Annotated in this window: 15 protein-coding genes; 7 read left to right on the top strand and 8 right to left on the bottom strand. The window is 50.6% G+C overall.

The window, feature by feature from the left end:
• Positions 1-8 precede the first annotated feature (8 nt).
• From ACYVB1_RS20750 to ACYVB1_RS20740, 3 genes are read right to left on the bottom strand one after another with little or no spacing between them, the layout of a single operon-like run.
• Positions 9-1,379 carry an HlyD family secretion protein gene (locus ACYVB1_RS20750; RefSeq protein WP_460925726.1) on the bottom strand — a complete coding sequence of 457 codons (1,371 nt, stop codon included), beginning with the start codon at positions 1,377-1,379 and terminating at the stop codon, positions 9-11.
• 6 nt (positions 1,380-1,385) lie between these two features.
• Positions 1,386-3,125, bottom strand: a complete 1,740-nt coding sequence (locus ACYVB1_RS20745; RefSeq protein WP_460925725.1) for a peptidase domain-containing ABC transporter — start codon at positions 3,123-3,125, stop codon at positions 1,386-1,388.
• Between the two features lie 4 nt (positions 3,126-3,129).
• A complete protein-coding gene (locus tag ACYVB1_RS20740) occupies positions 3,130-3,831 on the bottom strand; it encodes a TetR/AcrR family transcriptional regulator (RefSeq protein WP_460925724.1) in 702 nt (233 codons plus the stop codon).
• Between the two features lie 287 nt (positions 3,832-4,118).
• Here ACYVB1_RS20740 and ACYVB1_RS20735 point away from each other — a divergent pair, with 287 nt between their 5' ends.
• The 4 genes from ACYVB1_RS20735 to ACYVB1_RS20720 all read left to right on the top strand — a co-directional run bounded on the left by ACYVB1_RS20735 (position 4,119) and on the right by ACYVB1_RS20720 (position 8,779).
• Positions 4,119-4,862 carry an oxygen-binding di-iron domain-containing protein gene (locus ACYVB1_RS20735; RefSeq protein ID WP_460925723.1) on the top strand — a complete coding sequence of 248 codons (744 nt, stop codon included), beginning with the start codon at positions 4,119-4,121 and terminating at the stop codon, positions 4,860-4,862.
• Positions 4,863-5,033: 171 nt separating this feature from the next.
• The gene (locus tag ACYVB1_RS20730; RefSeq protein WP_460925722.1) at positions 5,034-6,299 is read left to right on the top strand and encodes a DEAD/DEAH box helicase; all 1,266 of its coding nucleotides are present in this window, start codon (positions 5,034-5,036) and stop codon (positions 6,297-6,299) included.
• A gap of 205 nt (positions 6,300-6,504) precedes the next feature.
• Positions 6,505-7,458, top strand: coding sequence for an SMP-30/gluconolactonase/LRE family protein (locus ACYVB1_RS20725; protein ID WP_460925721.1), 954 nt, complete (start codon positions 6,505-6,507; stop codon positions 7,456-7,458).
• Positions 7,459-7,954: 496 nt separating this feature from the next.
• Positions 7,955-8,779: a hypothetical protein gene (locus ACYVB1_RS20720; protein ID WP_460925720.1), complete on the top strand. Its 825-nt coding sequence runs from the start codon at positions 7,955-7,957 to the stop codon at positions 8,777-8,779.
• Positions 8,780-9,027: 248 nt separating this feature from the next.
• On the opposite strand, the gene ACYVB1_RS20715 is transcribed toward ACYVB1_RS20720, so the two are convergent.
• The 4 genes from ACYVB1_RS20715 to ACYVB1_RS20700 form a co-directional block, all read right to left on the bottom strand.
• Entirely contained in the window at positions 9,028-9,510 is a 483-nt protein-coding gene (locus tag ACYVB1_RS20715) for a hypothetical protein (protein WP_460925719.1), read from the bottom strand.
• 73 nt (positions 9,511-9,583) lie between these two features.
• Positions 9,584-10,147 carry a dihydrofolate reductase family protein gene (locus ACYVB1_RS20710; RefSeq protein ID WP_460925718.1) on the bottom strand — a complete coding sequence of 188 codons (564 nt, stop codon included), beginning with the start codon at positions 10,145-10,147 and terminating at the stop codon, positions 9,584-9,586.
• A 43-nt stretch (positions 10,148-10,190) separates the two neighbouring features.
• Complete coding sequence (locus ACYVB1_RS20705) at positions 10,191-10,508, bottom strand: c-type cytochrome (RefSeq protein ID WP_460925717.1); 318 nt, start codon at positions 10,506-10,508, stop codon at positions 10,191-10,193.
• A gap of 43 nt (positions 10,509-10,551) precedes the next feature.
• Entirely contained in the window at positions 10,552-12,009 is a 1,458-nt protein-coding gene (locus tag ACYVB1_RS20700) for a PQQ-dependent sugar dehydrogenase (RefSeq protein WP_460925716.1), read from the bottom strand.
• Positions 12,010-12,113: 104 nt separating this feature from the next.
• Here ACYVB1_RS20700 and ACYVB1_RS20695 point away from each other — a divergent pair, with 104 nt between their 5' ends.
• Together ACYVB1_RS20695 and ACYVB1_RS20690 are read left to right on the top strand one after the other, a co-directional pair.
• Complete coding sequence (locus ACYVB1_RS20695; RefSeq protein WP_460925715.1) at positions 12,114-12,413, top strand: DUF2752 domain-containing protein; 300 nt, start codon at positions 12,114-12,116, stop codon at positions 12,411-12,413.
• A gap of 9 nt (positions 12,414-12,422) precedes the next feature.
• Positions 12,423-12,770: a TM2 domain-containing protein gene (locus tag ACYVB1_RS20690; RefSeq protein WP_460925714.1), complete on the top strand. Its 348-nt coding sequence runs from the start codon at positions 12,423-12,425 to the stop codon at positions 12,768-12,770.
• A gap of 28 nt (positions 12,771-12,798) precedes the next feature.
• Here the strand turns inward: ACYVB1_RS20690 and ACYVB1_RS20685 are convergent, their stop codons facing one another.
• Positions 12,799-14,664, bottom strand: coding sequence for a M1 family aminopeptidase (locus ACYVB1_RS20685; RefSeq protein ID WP_460925713.1), 1,866 nt, complete (start codon positions 14,662-14,664; stop codon positions 12,799-12,801).
• Between the two features lie 469 nt (positions 14,665-15,133).
• Here ACYVB1_RS20685 and ACYVB1_RS20680 point away from each other — a divergent pair, with 469 nt between their 5' ends.
• Positions 15,134-15,952, top strand: coding sequence for an MOSC domain-containing protein (locus tag ACYVB1_RS20680; RefSeq protein WP_460925712.1), 819 nt, complete (start codon positions 15,134-15,136; stop codon positions 15,950-15,952).
• Positions 15,953-16,522: the final 570 nt, after the last annotated feature.

The following is a 16,522-nucleotide window of genomic DNA, read 5'->3' as shown; positions in this document are numbered from 1 at the left end:
GCTTCAGCTTATTCTTTTTTCGCCTGGGCAGTAGTTTTAGTATTGTCCTTTGCTCCAGCAGGTTTTGCATCCCCTGTATAATCAGCAGGGAAATTGTTCAGCTGGCGCCAGATCTCGTACCAGATAGGCACTGTGTTCAGCATAGCCCAGCCTTGCACACCAGAGCCTACACGCAGGGCGTCCGGCCATTCTTCCTGGTCCGGGTCCGGCACTACCAGCAGGCGGTATTGGCCATTGGTTCCAGTATTGTCAATAACAGCTACCTCGCCCCCAAAAGTACCGAAGCTGGCGCCCGGCCAACCAGAGAAAACCAGGGCAGGCCATCCCTCAAACTGCAGGCGCATATCATCTCCCGGCTTTATCAGCGGCAAGTCCAGGGCATCTACGTACAGCTCGGCGGCCAGCTGCGGGTTGTGCGGCATGATAGTAGCCAGGGCCTCGCCTTCTTTCACTGTTTCGCCGATACCCGCTTTCAGTGTCCTGACCAGGTAACCGTCCTGCGGTGCCACCACGTGATAGTACTGGCTTCTGACCTGTGTGCTGTTGTATTCGCTCTGTAGCTTCGCCACCTCTGCCTGGGTACCCAGAATATAGGAGCGTGTAGAGCTTAGCTCTGCCTCCGCCTTCGCAATCTTGTCGGCATACTCTGCCTGCAGCGAGTTCAGCTCTGTGCGGGCATTCTGCAATTCTGCACGCGACGCGTCAAATTTATTTATAGCCGATAAGAGCTTTGCCTGTGCTTCCTGCAGCTTCAGGCGGCGCTGCTCCAGTTCTGTCAGCGACTTTAACCCCTGGTTGTAGAGATTTTCCTGTCGGGCAAACTGGGCTTCGGCGATAGCCAGATCTGTGCGCTGTGCTACCACATCCATACTGTCGCTTTGCATTTTCAGGCGTGTTTGCTCTACCTTGTTGCGGCCTTTCTGCAGGCTGAACACCAGCCCCTCGCGCAGTGCCTGTATCTGCTCCTGCATGGCCCGGGCTTTGTCTCCGGTTGCTACGGCAGAACCCTGCTTTGCTTCCAGCTGCTCGTTCAGGTTGGCCAGCAGGTTCGGGTCCATGAATTTTTCTTTTATCTCTGATAAGCTGGCAATGGTGTCGCCTTTGTTCACAAAAGTGCCTTCCATGATGTACCATTGCTCAATACGGCCTGCTATAATGGCCTCCACTGTCTGTGGCCTGTCCTGTGGCGTAAGCGCCGTCAGCATGCCCTGCGAACTGATGTTCTGTGTCCAGGGCAGAAAGAGGCACAGCAGTATTACCAGAAAGATGCCCGCTATCCAGTAAGTGAGGATGCGGCCCTGGCGCGGTGTCTGCACCTGCTGCATCGCCTCAAACTCTAGGTGGTCGGTTTGGTTTCTATCTTTTAATGTATTTGCCATTGCGTCTTAAGCTGTTACTTCTGTTAACTCTCTCAATAGTTCATGCTGGGTGATTTGCTCATAACTGCCTGTGGCAACCAGTTGCCCGTCCTGCAGCAGCAACGTATTGTCGCAGAGCGCCATCACATTCAGGTCGTTCGATACAATGATCATGGTCCAGTCAAACTGCTGGCTGGTAAGTGCACGCATCAGGTTCATCTTCTCTTTTTTGCTCATGCCCACCCAGAAATCGTCGATAATGAGCAGTTTAGGGCGTCTTACAATGCTGCGGGCCATTACTATCTTTCGGGCAATGCTACCCGGCAGGCGCAGGCTGCCGCCAATCAGGTAAGTCTGCAGCCCGTCTGGAAGCTCGTGCACAAAGTCGCTGAGGCCTATCAGGTCTACGGCCCAAAGCACGTCCTGTAGTGGCAGATCGCTGCCCAGGGTAATGTTGTCCAGCAGAGTACCATCAAACACCTGTTCTTTCGAAATGTTATCACCGATAAGGCTGCGAAGATTACCGATGTGCAGGTCGCGGAGTGATATGCCACTGTAGACAATGCTCCCCTCATAAGACTGGTACAGGCCCAGCAGCAGACTAATGAGCGTGCTCTTGCCCGAGTTGTTATATCCTGCCAGGCAGATACGCTCCGACGGTTTTATCTTGAAATTGATGTTCTGGAGCGTTTGTTTGCTGGTGTTCGGATGCTTATAGCTCAATTTCTGCACCTGAATAGCAAGGCCACCCTGCAGTGGAAGGTCCTCCAGTTTCATCCCCTCTACTTCTTCGAGAGGCAGATCTGTTACGTGCCCCAGCTTGTCCAGGCTTGTCAGTACATCGTAAACGGTATCCAGCTTCATGATGATTTTCTCTACCGCTGACATTATCAGGATGATGACGATTTCAGAAGCTACGAACTGACCAATGTTGATCTCCCGCTGCACTACCAGAACACAGCCTAATACCAGCAGACCGCCTGTAATAAAGGTCTTGAAGCCTACAAAGCTTAGGTACTGCGTCATGAGCACGCCGAAGTGCTCTTTCCGTACCTTCAGGTAGCTGCTCACATAGCCGTCTGTGCGCTGCATCGGCAGGTTGGTGTGTCCCACCAGCTTAAATGTACTCAGCGAGCGAGCCATTTCTTCCAGCCAGGCTACCAGTTTATACTTGTACTTCGATTCCATGATACTTGTCTCTACGCCCCTGTCACCGGTTCTCCAGATGATGAAGACGAGTACAACCACCAGTATTACCCCTAAAAAGATAAAATAAGGATGGTAAAGCGAGAGCAGAATCAGGCCGAACACAATCTGGATAACGGCATAGGAGAAGTCCAGCAGTATTTTAGCTAAACCCTTTTGCAGCGACACCACATCAAAGAAGCGGTTCATCAGCTCCGGCGGGTAGTATTTGTTCAGGGCTTCGGCCTGCAGGCGTGGTATACGGTAGGCAAAGTCGAAGGCGGTTCTGGCAAAAAGGCGCTGCTGCAGGTACTCTACCAGCCACAGCTGCATTACCTGCAAGCCGCCTACAATCAGCAAAGCCAGTACAATCAATCCAATCAATACGACTACTGATACTGATATCTGACCACTGGACACAAAGCCAATAATACTCTGTATGCCCAGTGGTAATGCCAAACTGATAAGTCCTGCAGCTACTGCATAAACATAGAGGTAAATAATTTCACGTTTCTCAATAGAAAGCAGGTTTAAAAAACGCTGCATGGGCGTAGCATGCTGTTGAGTGTTGGAGTTAGCCATAGTTTTATTGCTTGCTTTGCTGTTGTGTACTGTCAATTGCTGAAAAAGTAAGGTGCTTCAGGAACTGTGCGGTTTCTTCTGCCGGACGTTGCGTGTCTCTTATTTCTGTTAAGGACGGCAGGTGCCTGGCAAAATACATTTGCTGGTGTGCCGCTTCCATTACCGTGCTGATGAGCGCATGCGGATAAAGGTAAGCAGGATTTACGTCCAGTACCATCTGTGCCAGGCGGCGGCACAGGCGCTTAATCTCTAAAAAGTAACCCGCCTTGTTTTCAGCATCCACCTCTTTGGTGTGGTATACCTTGGACGACTCAGCCACCACAACGCGGTACAGAATGCGCTCGTCAATATAAACCACATTCGGGTCGTCATCCTGACCTGCCTTTGTCAGCACCTCCAGCGCCCTGCTCAGGCGCTGGCGCGGGTCCTGAATATTGTGTGTCTGAAAAGAAACGGTATAGTCTACCCAGGCCCAATACCACGATACCAGGTACACCAGCAGCTTGTGCTTATTCTCGAAGTAACGGTAAATAGAGGCCTCTGTAGAGCCGATCTCCGCTGCCAGTTTCTTAAAGGTGAATTGCTCAGAGCCCAGGGCATCAATCATCCTGATGCTCTCTGAGATAATCTTTCTGCCCAGTTCCGTACTCTCCGGTTCGCGCAGGTAAGACTTATGATCCAGACTAATATGTATACTTGTGGCCATTTTCTTTATATGCCTTTCTTCTTGTTTTCTGCCTTGCCAGCCTCATCTTTAGGAGACAGTAAAAGTGATACTCTACTGCTCTTTGCAGGCTTATTTTTTGCAAAGATATAAAAACTTCTGCCTATAATAGTATTGCTATCATAAAAGTTTCTAAAACTATCATTTTTATTTAAGTGAGTTATTTAGCACGGCTAGTGTTGTTCTTTTTCAGGCAGGAAACGTAAATAAAATGTAATAAAGCTAAGGTGTATTTGGCTTGTTTGAGTTTCTTCTCTAACCTCACTTCTATGACAACCATTGATGAAATTGCCCCGGACCTTTACCGTATCAGCCTGTACGTTCCAGACTTTGATATGCAGTTCAACCACTTCCTGATAAAGGACGACGAGCCGATGCTCTACCACACCGGCATGCGGAGCATGTTTCCGATGCTGAAGGAGGCTGTGGCAAAGCTTATTTCTCCTGAAGAGCTTCGCTGGATTGGTTTCAGCCACTTTGAGGTAGATGAGTGCGGGTCGCTGAACGATTGGCTCCGTATAGCGCCTCATGCCCAGGCTGTTTGCAGCCAGGTAGGAGCTATGGTGAACATGAGCGACTTCGCTTTAAGGCCAGCCAGGGGCTTAACGCGCGCAGATGTGCTAAACACAGGCAAGTACAGCTACCGGTTTATCCCTACACCACACCTGCCGCATGGCTGGGATGCTGGCGTATTGTTTGAAGAAAACAACAAGACTTTGCTGTGCTCGGATCTTTTCCACCACAATGGCAACTGTACGGCTAGCACTTCAGTGGATATTATAGACAAAGTGAAGATAGCGCTCCGCAACATGCAGCAATCCCCTTTAGGTGATTATATGCCTTACACCCATAAAACAGCAGGTATGCTACAGGAACTGGCAGACCTGAACCCTGCCACTCTGGCCACCATGCACGGCTCTGCCTACACCGGCGACTGTGCCCAGGCACTGCACGACCTGAACATTGTGATGAAGGAGGAACTGGGGGAAGATAAACTGATGCTGGAAGTGTAAGGCCATGCTTAGGCAGGAGCGGGAGGGCTGATTTCCGGGTTGGTAAGTTAGGTGAGGTAAAGAAGGGTAAAACGTGAAAGGAGCGCTTAGGCTGTAGATGCCAAAAAGATAAGCTACCTTTGTAGCCCGCTTTTGCCGTATGATAAGCAGAGCCAAGCAAATTACATTCCTATGAAGTTTGAAGACTACCGCATCTCTGATGAAATAAAGAAAAGCTTAAGTAAGCTCAATTTCACGAAGCCCACCGATATTCAGTACAAAGCCATTCCTCCCATCATGAAAGGGGAGGACGTGCTGGCCATTGCCCAGACGGGTACGGGCAAGACGGCGGCCTTTGCAATCCCGGTGCTGGACAAGCTGCAGTTCAGCAAGAACAGGAAGCGTGGCGATGGCATCAAATGCATTGTGATGGTGCCCACACGGGAGCTGGCGATTCAGATAACCGAGGTGTTCAACGAAATTGGCCGCGGCACCCGTGTGAATACCTTCTGCGTGTTTGGGGGAGTAGAGCAGGGGCCGCAGATCGCGAAACTGGAGGCGGGCATTGATGTGCTGGTGGCCACGCCTGGCCGCTTGTTCGACCTCGTGAGCCAGGGCTATATACAGCTGCACCGTGTGGAGATACTCATACTCGACGAGGCAGACCACATGCTGGACCTGGGCTTTATACACGATATCCGGCAACTGATAACCAAACTGCCGCGAAACCGGCAGACGCTCTTCTTCTCTGCCACAATTAATGAGAAGATAAAAGAGCTGGCCTATTCCCTAGTGAACAAGCCGGTGCGTATCCAGATTTCCCCAAAAGACCCGGTGTCGAAGAACGTGGACCACTCCGTGATGTATGTAGACATGGATGACAAGCGCTTTTTCCTGGAGCGTGTGGTGAAGGAAAACCCGGATAAGAAGATACTGGTGTTTGTGCGTACCAAAGTGCGGGCCGAGCGGGTAATGAAAGCCATGGAGCGTGTGGATATCCAGAGCATGACCATCCACGGCGACAAAGAGCAGAAAGACCGCCTTGAAGCCATGAAGAAGTTCCGGAAGGGCGAAACCAAGCTACTAATTGCCACTGATGTGAGCGCCCGTGGTATTGATATTCCGAATGTAGACTATGTTGTCAACTACGACCTGCCGGAGCAGCCCGAGAACTATGTGCACCGTGTAGGGCGTACGGGCCGTGGCCGGGAGAAGGGCATTGCAGTAAGCTTTTGTGCGCCCGAGGAAAAGCCTATACTCGATGAGATCCAGACCTACCTGACAAAAGACATCAAAGTGCTGGAAGTAGACAAGGAGGATTATGAAGCCACCATCGATTTCAGCGCCGAAGCCAAATATGATTGGAGAGCACTGATGAAAGAAGCAGAAGAAACCGATGAAAAAATAAAAGCCGCCAAAGCCAAGAAAGCGAAAGCCAAGGCAAAGAAAAAGAAGTAGCAACAGCTGGTTCCTCTAAAGCCAAGGCTAATACCTGTATTGAGCCGTAAGGGTAAAAGAAGAATATCCAACTTGTAGACGAAGCCGGGCAGCTATAACGCTGCCCGGCTTTGATTTTTACAGAACTAGGAACAATTCGTTTCTCAGGGGACACAGAATCAAGTATATCATTTGCGTAAGTCCTATATTAATCTGTTCTTTCTAAATGAAAATAACGTTGCTGTGCACCAACCTGCTGTTGTGCCTGATAATTATGGGAGCATTCCAACTCACACAAGACATGCCTGTTGAACTGGTGCTGGACGCCAAAGCCAGGCTCGGAGAGGGCGCCATCTGGCACCCGGCTGAAAAAAGACTTTACTGGTTAGACATAGAAGGAGCTGAATTGCACATCTATGATCCTGCCACTAAAAAAGATATAGCTTTCCAGACAGGTGAAAAGGCAGGTACAGTTGTTCCCATAAAAGGCGGTGGCGTTCTGCTGGCCATGCAGAACAGCATACAGAAGATGGACACGAAAACAGGAAAACTCTCTCTGGTTGCCAAGCCTATAGATGATTCAAGTGTGCGTTTCAACGATGGAAAAGTAGATCCATCCGGCAGGTTCTGGGTAGGTACCATGGCGCACGATATCAAAGAGGGGGCCGCTGCCTTGTACCGGATGGATAAAGACAAAAGCCTCCATCAGGTAGTGGATAATGTTACTATCTCCAACGGCATTGTTTGGACGGCAGACAAAAAGACGATGTACTATGTAGACACGCCTACTTTAGCCGTACAGGCGTTTGACTATGATGATAAAACCGGGGAAATCAGCAATGGCAGGGTTGTGATACGCATTCCTGCGTCTGTGCCTGGCTCACCTGACGGCATGGCCATAGACACGGAGGGAAAACTTTGGATTGCCCTCTGGGGAGGAGGTGCCGTGGTGCGCTGTGACCCTGCTACCGGCAAAATTATGCAGCGCGTGGAGGTGCCTGCCCCGCATACTACTTCTGTTGCCTTTGGCGGTGAAAACCTTGATGTGCTTTATATCACCACTGTACGGGAGTGGTTAACACCGGAGCAGTTAGCGCAGTTTCCTAAGAGCGGAGGACTGTTCGCTGTAAAACCAGGTGTGCGCGGTGTGCCAGCTGAGTTTTATACGGGAAAACTGTAGTCGTGCAAAAACTTAAGGCTTGCTTGCTTTTGTCCCTCAAGCCCCTGGACACAACTTCTTTTGCGTCTAAATAAACAAGCTGAGCAGGTGGCAATATCCTTTTTGCTTTCTTATTGATGGAGATAGCATCTCTGTGCAGCCTTTGCTACATGCCTGCGGCACAAGTTCAGAAACGGGTGCAAATTCCTGTGCAAAAGCTTTCGCCAATTCTCCTTCAGAATTGGCGGTATGCGGCTTGGCTGGTTATAGCAATCGCAGGATTATACGCCCTGTCAATCAGGTGAAACAAAGCTGCAGAACCTGCCAGGCATACCTCTCAAAGTTAAGTTGAGTAACTTCCGGAGCTCCCTTCGAAAAACAACAAAATACTGGTTTTCTTGTTCCCGCCTGCAAAGGAGTTCTGTTGAAAAGAAAGCAATAAAGTAGTTTTATAAATTTTCCAATATTTTGAGCTACCGATTAGGATGCTACATATCCCACCGTTTATATTGGTGCTATGAAAACAAAATTAGCAGGAAAGGTGTTGGCAGGGATGTTTTTTATCCTGTGCTGCGGGTTAGAGGCTCACTCCCAGTCTTCTGGGCAGGATGAGGTAAAATTTGATAATTTAAATGCGGGGTCATTTAGGCATGGCAATGGTACAGGAGGTATAAATTCCGGGAAAGAGGGTAAACATAAGCTTTTTAAGGCGCACCATGTTTACACTTTCAAGGTTCTGTTCAATAATGGCGTTGAGAAAGAAATTACCGGGCGAATCAAATACTCAAAAGAAGATTCTACCTATACGCTAGCCTCTAAACATGAGGCGATCAGAGCAGCAGACACGCAATACATTTACAGGGTTGACAAGGCCTCTGGTGATACCATTGCCGGGACTTCATATGAAAACAGCTGGCTTTTTCCTGTGGTAAGAGGCAAAATAAACGGTTACAGCACTTATGCAGAGAAAAATGCGGGCTATATTACCCACATTAGCCGTGCAGGTAGCGGACAACTGCAGTCGCTGGAGTCAGGAGACAGGCAGGCTCATGAGCAAACAGCAGACATGTTAACGGCAATGGTTACGGGAAATGAGGCGGCCGAGCAGCTTATGCGGGAACATAAGCACAAGGCAAGAAGAAAAGACCTTATTAAGAAAATTGCTTTAGGTGGTCTGGGCTTCACTATTGTAGGTGCTGTTGCGCCTCCGTTTGCAACAGCGTTTATTGTGGGGGTGCCTGTTGGCGTGGGCGCTGGCGTGGCAACAGCTACAGTTCGTACAGTTGATTTGCTTGAGGTAATTCACACCTACAATACAACAGAAGCCATCGCTTTCTTTTAAAGAAAAACCTCGGGTAACAGTTCCGCCGGGACGACCCGTCAGAATGTATATGAATTATCCACCTATAGCTCGGGCGGGGCAATCTGTAACTTATGCCAACAGATTGCTCCGCCAGAGCTATAGGTGCTTATAAGCCATCCGGTTTTAAACCGATAGCTCTGCCAGGGTAAAAAGTTGGCAATGGTTGCCGCAACATCAGGTGAACAGGTTATTAACCTGGTGCACAGATTTGCAAACGGCAGGAACGACTACACCCGACGGTCCGGTTTTACCTTATCCTGCAGATTTTCTATCCAGACAATCAAAAGTAGTGCGACCAGGTTTATACCAATGAATTTCTGGCCGGTGTCGGTGCCAAGTTGAAACTGAAAGGAGGAGAGGGCCATGCGGAATTTAAAGGTCCAGGAGCCAACCATGTCAAAGCCAAAACCCACGCGCAGGCCAGACACATACTGGAAGCCGTATTCCCCAATGGTAAAGTACACCACCTGCAGCACCTGGGTTGCCAGCGAAAGAGAGAGTCCGCGGGCTGGATTATGGAACAGGAGAGAGCCGCAGACAATAGAGAACACAAACAGGCCTCCTGCGAAAAGAGAAGTGCGCAGTACCTGCTGCGTAAAAATTGTGCCGCCCTGCAGCATCACCACAATAGTAAGGGCGATACCCAGGCAGCCTCCGGCAATCTGGTAAATGGCCAGCGCCTTAAGTTGATTTCGTGTTTTATTTTTCAAAGTGTAGCGTGCATTCTTTTGCACATGTTGTCAGTGCATATATGCTGCAAAGGTAAAAAATAAAGTGGGGGTATCAGGTGTTGAGTGGTTGCCGGTTGAGCCTTATCTGCACAAAGCCATTTCTGTAGCTTTTGCTGCTGCTTACTTTGAGCTTTGTTTCCTGCACCCCGGGTGCAAAGAGCGGGATGCCCTGTCCTAAAACCATTGGGAAATAGGTGAGGATTACCTCGTCGGTGAGGTTGTGGTTGAGCAGGAGCGTGTTCAGTTGTCCGCCTCCAATAAGCCAGATGTCTTTGCCAGACTGTTGCTTAAGTTGCTGTACAAAGCCTGCGGCATCAGTGCTTACAAACTTAACATGCGCTGTGTCCGGGTGCCCGGCAGAGCGGCTGAAGACATAGTTCGCCTTGTAAGGGTAGGGGAAAGGCATATCGAAGCCAAGGATTACTTTATAGGTGCTGTGCCCTATTAATGTCGTGTCGATGGTCTGCATAAAATCACTGTACCCAAAGTCCTCTCCTTTCATGGCATAGGCTTTGTCGTGCAGCCACTCTGTGCTGCCGTCGGAGCGGGCAATATAGCCGTTCAGGCTGGCTGCAATGTAGAGCACCACCTTTCGCATAGGGCTGGCTTTTACCATTTCTTAGCTCCTTTACTTTGCTGGTTTTACTTTTTAGCTGTGGTTATTGCTCTTCCTTTTTCGCTTTGCGCAGTGTTTTTAGGTACGCTACCATGTCATCCAGTTCCTCATCCGGAATAACCTCTTCTTCGAAAGCCGGCATCATGCCAAGGCCGTTGCGCACCTGGAGTTTTATCATGAACCCGGGCAAAGGCTTATTGTTGATGGCCGGACCCAGCCCCGCCTCGCCGCCGGGATGGCACTTCTGGCAGTAGTTCATGTATACTACCTCTCCTTTGGCTAGCTCCTGGTCTGCTAAAGGAACAGGGGCAAAAACAGGCATACCACGACGAGCCGTGCCGCAGTAGCATAGCAGTAACATTAACAGGCAAAGTGTGCAGCATTGTATCGTTCGTTTCATTGGCTTAGTTACTCGTTTTGGTGATTTTCCAGATAACGCCGGTGTTTCGCTGCGGTATCTTCTCTTTGCCTTTTACCTCCATTACCCCAAAGTCCACGATGTACAGGCTTTGCCCATCCGGTGAGAACTTTACGCCAACAGGCCTCTCCAGTCCACCCGATTTTAGCTTAGAGGCCGGAGCCACCTTTTTCCCTTTGTTTGCAGCAAAGTCTTTTATCGTACCGTTTGTTACATCAACCCGCACTACTTTATAACCGACAGGAGCCAGCACTTTGCCTACGTCTGGTGCCAGGTCGCCGAATTGTGCGATGAACGCCTGCCCCTCGTATCCGAAGGCGCTGCTGCGTGAAAAGTCAAGGCCGTTGGAGGAGGAGTGTACCCCGAGTGTGGCAGCTGGCTGAGGCGGATCGTTAGGGTGCTTTGCCAGCAGGGGCTGCGGTGCCTTTTCGCCAGGCGGATCGAACCTGTCTCCGTTAAAGGCGAGGCCACCGGAATAGTCGGGCCAGCCGTACCACTGGTCTGGTTGCACCTGCCACAGGTAATCGCCGTTGCCCCACACCGGGCGGCTGCCCCGCACATCGTAGCCGTTGTCGCTTACGTACAGCGTGCCGTCAGGAGAAAAGGCCAGGCCAAAAGGATTCCGGAAGCCCCATGCCACCAGTTCCATCTCTCCCCCTTCCGGCGATACCCGGATAACAGCGCCGGAGCAGGGTAGCCTGCCCTCTATAACCTGCCCTTCAGTGGTAGGGGTGCCATAGGGTACATAGGCGCCCGTGGTCTGCTTTCCGCTTTTGGACTCGAGGGGAACCCGGCTGGTGTAGTTCCTGCCTGCCAGCACAACATCTTTGCAGGGGATGTCATGAAAATCAGGGTGACGCTCCAGCCAGCCATAGTTGTAGTTGTCAGGGCCTACAACGCCGGAATTGGTGGCGGTGCCCAGGCCGAAGTACAGTTTGCCGTCAGGGCCCACTGCCGGGCCGTTGGTGTGGTGGTCGCCCATGGTGGGAAGGTCCTCTACCAGGCTGGTGATGCTGCCGTCGGGAGAGATGCGCAATACTTTTCCTCCTGCCAGCACGCCGCCCTCTGCCACATAAAAGTTGCCATTATGGTAAGTTACTCCATTCCAGGGGCCGTTCTTCTGCCCTGTCGCAACAGTGGTGAGGCTGCCTCCCTGTTCTACGCGCAGCAGCCTTGGCTCCAGGAACACTTCTCCGTAAGAGTACCCCGCTTCTATTACATGCAGCCGACCTTGCGCATCAAATGCCACAGCCGTCGGGAAGGTAAGGCCGGTGGCTACGGCCTCCGCGGTGTAGCCTGCTGGCAGCGCAATGTCATTCGCGTTTACCTGCCGGGCCCCGGTGCGGATGTCGCCCTGGCCACCTCCTTTAGATGGCAGGATGCGGTAGCAGCCACACAGGCAGAAGAACAGGAGCAGGGGCAGCAGGCGGAGGTGTGTTTTCATAGTTTTTGATTGTCAGAATATTATACTAAATTATAGCATCATCATTCAGTACGGCTCACCTTTCTATGAAGTTGAAACTAAACCTTCATCAAAAGCATCAGCTGATGGCGCTAAAACAAAAGAACAGCCTGTGGGAGGGATTGTTTTGGGTGCTGGGTATTGGTGCGCTGGCGCTGATGGAGCCAGCCCGGGGGCATTTGTTCAGCCTGTGTCCTTTCAGTTGGGTGTGGGGGCAGGGGTGCTGGGGCTGTGGCCTGGGGCATGCCATTGCCTGGCTGTTCCGGGGGGAGTGGCGGGCATCATGGGCAGCGCATCCGCTGGCGCTGCCTACCGTCCTGATTTTACTGTGGCGCAGCGGGCAACTGCTGCTGTGGCCGTATCAACAACCTGTAAACAAAACCTAATATAAAACTATGGCTAATATTCTACACCTGATGCCGGAACTGGACCCGGAGGAAATGAACTATATACAGACGCTTGTAAGGGATATGCCGGACCAGGAGGCGCAGCAGTTTGTGAACATTTACCGCACCCGCCGCAGAGAATCTCAATTGGTGCTCATTACTGCCCTGATCGGGCTAGTAGGCGTGGCTGGTGTGCATCGGTTCTTACTTGGTCAGATCGGGATGGGCCTGCTGTACTTCTTTACCGGTGGGCTTTGCTTTATAGGTACCATTATTGATGCCATCAATCACAAGCGTCTTGCCTTTGAGTACAACGTGAAGGAAGCACAGCGGGTGATAACTATGATGCGGTACTGAAAGGCGTCCTGAATAAACAGGCGTGCGTTTACCTCCCGCCAACTTTGATGAAGCGGCCACGGTAGTGTTGCCTGTGGTTGCTCAGCTGCAGTATATAATATCCGGCTGCCAGGCCAGAAACATCAAGCCTTGCGTCCAGTTTCCCTCCTAGCTGCAGGCGCTCTACCAGTTGTCCTGCTGTGTTGTAGATAGCGGCTGCAGTGGGGCCAAAAGAAAGATTATGAACATACAGGAGGGAAGCCGTTGGGTTGGGGTATAGGACAATATCCTCTAACGGCGGCACTTCTAAAGCGACATTCTGCCGGGCAGGCAGGGCCGTGTTGAGGATCCAGTTCTGGGGATCTACCTCAACATTGGTCACAGTGCCCTCTACCTCTAACAGGTGCTGTTCCAGTGGCTCGTCCTGTGTCACGCGGACAGTGCTTGTTCCGGTGCTTGTTGTGATGAGGTACTGCAAATCGGTCCTGAAAAAAAGAGTGGTGGAGCTGGTGGTTGCCTGGCGGTTTACGATGAGCAGCCGGTTACCGTCCTGGTTCCACTCTACGTTAAAAACAGGGTAGCCTTCGCCGTTGTACCACTGGTCAAAAAAATAGCCTAAATCCATATTAGTCGTTTCCTCGAATACACGCTGCAGGTCCGCGGTATAGGCCGTGCCCCCGCCGTACTGCCGCATATAATTGCGCAGCGCCTCAAAGAACAGCTCATCATTGTTTACCTCAAAACGAAGCATGTGCACCACAGCTGCTGCCTTTTTGTAGGTCAGGCGGTAATCAAAAATGCGGCTGACGCTGGTGGTGTCCCTAACCCTGAGGCTCCCGGAAGGACGCTGTAAGGCAAGAGTGTGTGCCTCCTGCATCCACCTGCCTGCGTTTGTGGGGCTGTAGCGCAGCAAGGCCAGGTACTCAGCGTAAGAGGCAAAACCCTCATTCAGCCAGATGTCCTGCCAGGTAGCGCAGGTAACATGGTTGCCGAACCACTGATGAGCCAGTTCATGCGCCGTGAGTGTAAAGAAGAAGGTACTTTGTGTGGTCATGGTTTGGTGTTCCATGCCGCCGCCCATTGGCGCCATACTGTGGCCATACTTTTCCCTGTGGAAGGGGTAAAGCGTAAACAGCTGAGAGAAGTACTCCAGCAGGGGAGCTGTGTGGTTTATCTCTTCCCGGTAAAACTCAAGCGCCCCTCCTCTGTACACATAGTTTAAGATGGGTACAGGAACTGCAGCACCTTTCGGATTTGCGGTAATCAGGTACTCCTCGTAGTCAGACACCGCCACCGACACCAGGTAATAGTCTATCGGGTAGCGGGACTTCCACTCAAAGCGCCTCCTGTTGCCAGGCAGATCTACTACCCGTGTCAGTAGTCCGTTAGAGCCTACCTTGTTTTCTGCACTGGTGGTGACGAAGACGTGTACTGAATCGGCTTTGTCAGTGAGCACTTGTTTGGTAGGCCACCACTCGTAGGCAGCATATGGCTCGCTCAGGCTCCAGGTAACGGAGTTGCCCCAGTTGGGTTCTATGGCGGTGCTGAATCCATTCCCGATAGCAGCGCCGGCCCCGGAGGGAGCTGTGCCTTTGTAATAGATGGTGGCGGTAAGGGTGGCGCCTGCACCTGCAGGAGAGGATAACGCTACCGCTACATCACCGGCATTACGGGTGATGGCGGCTGCTCTCTTGCCGTTTAGCAGCACAGAGTCAATCTGGAAGTTCGGGTGAAGTTCGAAGGCAAATATGGCAAGTGATGAGCTTCTCACCCTGGCCACTAACGTTACGTTTCCGGCTATATACGTGCTGTTGCGTTCCAGTTGCAGGTCCAGCTTGTAGAACGTCATGTCATACTGGTTCATCAGTCGCTGATGTTCAGGTGTGGCTGCCGCCTGCCGCTGTATGGTTCTCAAATGGCTTTCAGCGCAGCTGGCTGCGGTGTTTTGCGCCGATGCGTTAAAATAGCAGAAACAGGCTAAGAGTAATAAGAGTAGGTTTTTGATGTGCATGGTCCGGTCTTTTTGTGCACATATGTAAGCGTTGAATTGTTTCATCTTGTCCTGATGCCGGGCAGGCTGAACAATATTCAAAGCAACTCGTGCGGAGTTCTTTATTCTTAAAGTCGTAAGTTAAGGTGCCCTGCCACAATATCCTTTACGGTGCTTATAAGCAGTTGTACACCTCCGGCTGCCATTACCTGATAAAATGCAGTATGATAAGCAGTGCCATTGGAAGAAGAGCCGTTCTGAATTTTCTTTCAGTCATACAAAATTGGCTCAGCCATGGCGTATTTACTTGATATAAGGTAAGCATAGTATATTTTTGTGCTTCCTGCTGCACTTCTTCGTGCTCTGGCCGGACCAACTTCATCTTTTGAGCGAAATGAGCAACCTGTACTTGGCTGATATCTACATTTATCCTATCAAATCCCTTGGAGGCATACGTGTGCCTGCAGCGGAAGTAGAAGAACGTGGCCTGCGCTACGACCGCCGCTGGATGCTGGTGGATGATGCCGGCAATTTCCTGACGCAGCGGGAGCATGCCCAAATGGCGCTGTTACAGGTGGAGCTGTTGCAGGATGGTTTGTCAGTGAGCCACAAGAAAGGGGCAATGGAAACACTCTATATCCCTTTTGAAGCAAAGGGTGCTGGCAATCCGGAGCTTCATGTCACTGTATGGGACGATACAGTGGCTGCGCAGGAGGTAGATTCGGAAATAAGCGCCTGGTTTACAAAAGCCCTGGGAATGCCAGCGCGGCTGGTGCGTATGCCTGATCAGGCACAGCGTCTGGTAGATCCTGACTATGCGCATAATGGAGAGGTGGTGAGTTTTGCAGATGGCTATCCTTTTCTTATCATCGGGCAGGCTTCACTTGATGACCTCAACAGCAGGATAGAACAGCCCGTGCATATGAATCAGTTCAGACCTAACTTTGTTTTCAGGGGTGGAATTCCATTTGAGGAAGATGCCTGGGCTAGCTTTAAGATTGGTGGAGTGCCTTTTCAGGCTGTTAAGCCCTGCGCACGCTGTGTGGTGACCACCATCAACCAGGAAACGGCTGAGAAAAGCGCAGAGCCACTTCGCACGCTGGCTACTTACCGTAAACTCCGCCATAAGATTATTTTCGGGCAAAATCTCTTGTCCGGTAATACAGGTGCCGTGAAAGTAGGTGATAAACTGGAAATCATTACCCGAAGGTAGTAGGTTAGCTTCTTTATGGGATTGAACAACGCTTTTCCCTTTCCGGGCTGCTTTTTTAACCGGCTCCTGGTATAGCAGAAATCATTACCTGCCTTTCCGGAGAGATCAATCCTTATGCCTGTTCATGTAGATGCCAGGCCAGGAGTTTGCCCCCAACTGCTCTTCATGTGTTCTTCAACCAGGTGTAGTGCTTCAACTGACATGTGCGCTATCAATGATAGAGGTTCTGCTTTACGTGTTCAGGGAAAAGCCGGAAGTAGAGTGTGTGAGGGACGTGGCAGACTGTTTTACAGTAGCCTTTTTACGCAGCTACACTAGCGTTTTTAAAGTTCAGGAAAAGCGATTATACTATTATAATGTGTTATTATTAATATTTTAGGTGTGCTTATGTGAAGCAGGTGTATTGCAATGCAACTTAACACAGGACATACCTTAGCGCCTTACAAGATACATTTTTGTTATTTATATAAAATGTTTAAACATTTAATTGAGCATCTGCGTGGACGAGTTTCCTGAAATTGTGTTAAAAGTTACTTTCATGGCCAAACCATTTGGTATCGGAAAAGACAG

Source organism: Pontibacter brevis, assembly GCF_054779655.1.
Note: the sequence above shows the minus strand (reverse complement) of the source record. Positions and strands in the feature narration are given on the sequence as shown.

Bases quoted from the DNA above. Each gene is read 5' to 3' on its own strand.
- ACYVB1_RS20750 (WP_460925726.1), bottom strand. From the start codon at position 1,379: ATGGCAAATACATTAAAAGATAGAAACCAAACCGACCACCTAGAGTTT.
- ACYVB1_RS20745 (WP_460925725.1), bottom strand. From the start codon at position 3,125: ATGGCTAACTCCAACACTCAACAGCATGCTACGCCCATGCAGCGTTTT.
- ACYVB1_RS20740 (WP_460925724.1), bottom strand. From the start codon at position 3,831: ATGGCCACAAGTATACATATTAGTCTGGATCATAAGTCTTACCTGCGC.
- ACYVB1_RS20735 (WP_460925723.1), top strand. From the start codon at position 4,119: ATGACAACCATTGATGAAATTGCCCCGGACCTTTACCGTATCAGCCTG.
- ACYVB1_RS20730 (WP_460925722.1), top strand. From the start codon at position 5,034: ATGAAGTTTGAAGACTACCGCATCTCTGATGAAATAAAGAAAAGCTTA.
- ACYVB1_RS20725 (WP_460925721.1), top strand. From the start codon at position 6,505: ATGAAAATAACGTTGCTGTGCACCAACCTGCTGTTGTGCCTGATAATT.
- ACYVB1_RS20720 (WP_460925720.1), top strand. From the start codon at position 7,955: ATGAAAACAAAATTAGCAGGAAAGGTGTTGGCAGGGATGTTTTTTATC.
- ACYVB1_RS20710 (WP_460925718.1), bottom strand. From the start codon at position 10,147: ATGGTAAAAGCCAGCCCTATGCGAAAGGTGGTGCTCTACATTGCAGCC.
- ACYVB1_RS20705 (WP_460925717.1), bottom strand. From the start codon at position 10,508: ATGTTACTGCTATGCTACTGCGGCACGGCTCGTCGTGGTATGCCTGTT.
- ACYVB1_RS20700 (WP_460925716.1), bottom strand. From the start codon at position 12,009: ATGAAAACACACCTCCGCCTGCTGCCCCTGCTCCTGTTCTTCTGCCTG.
- ACYVB1_RS20695 (WP_460925715.1), top strand. From the start codon at position 12,114: ATGGCGCTAAAACAAAAGAACAGCCTGTGGGAGGGATTGTTTTGGGTG.
- ACYVB1_RS20690 (WP_460925714.1), top strand. From the start codon at position 12,423: ATGGCTAATATTCTACACCTGATGCCGGAACTGGACCCGGAGGAAATG.
- ACYVB1_RS20680 (WP_460925712.1), top strand. From the start codon at position 15,134: ATGAGCAACCTGTACTTGGCTGATATCTACATTTATCCTATCAAATCC.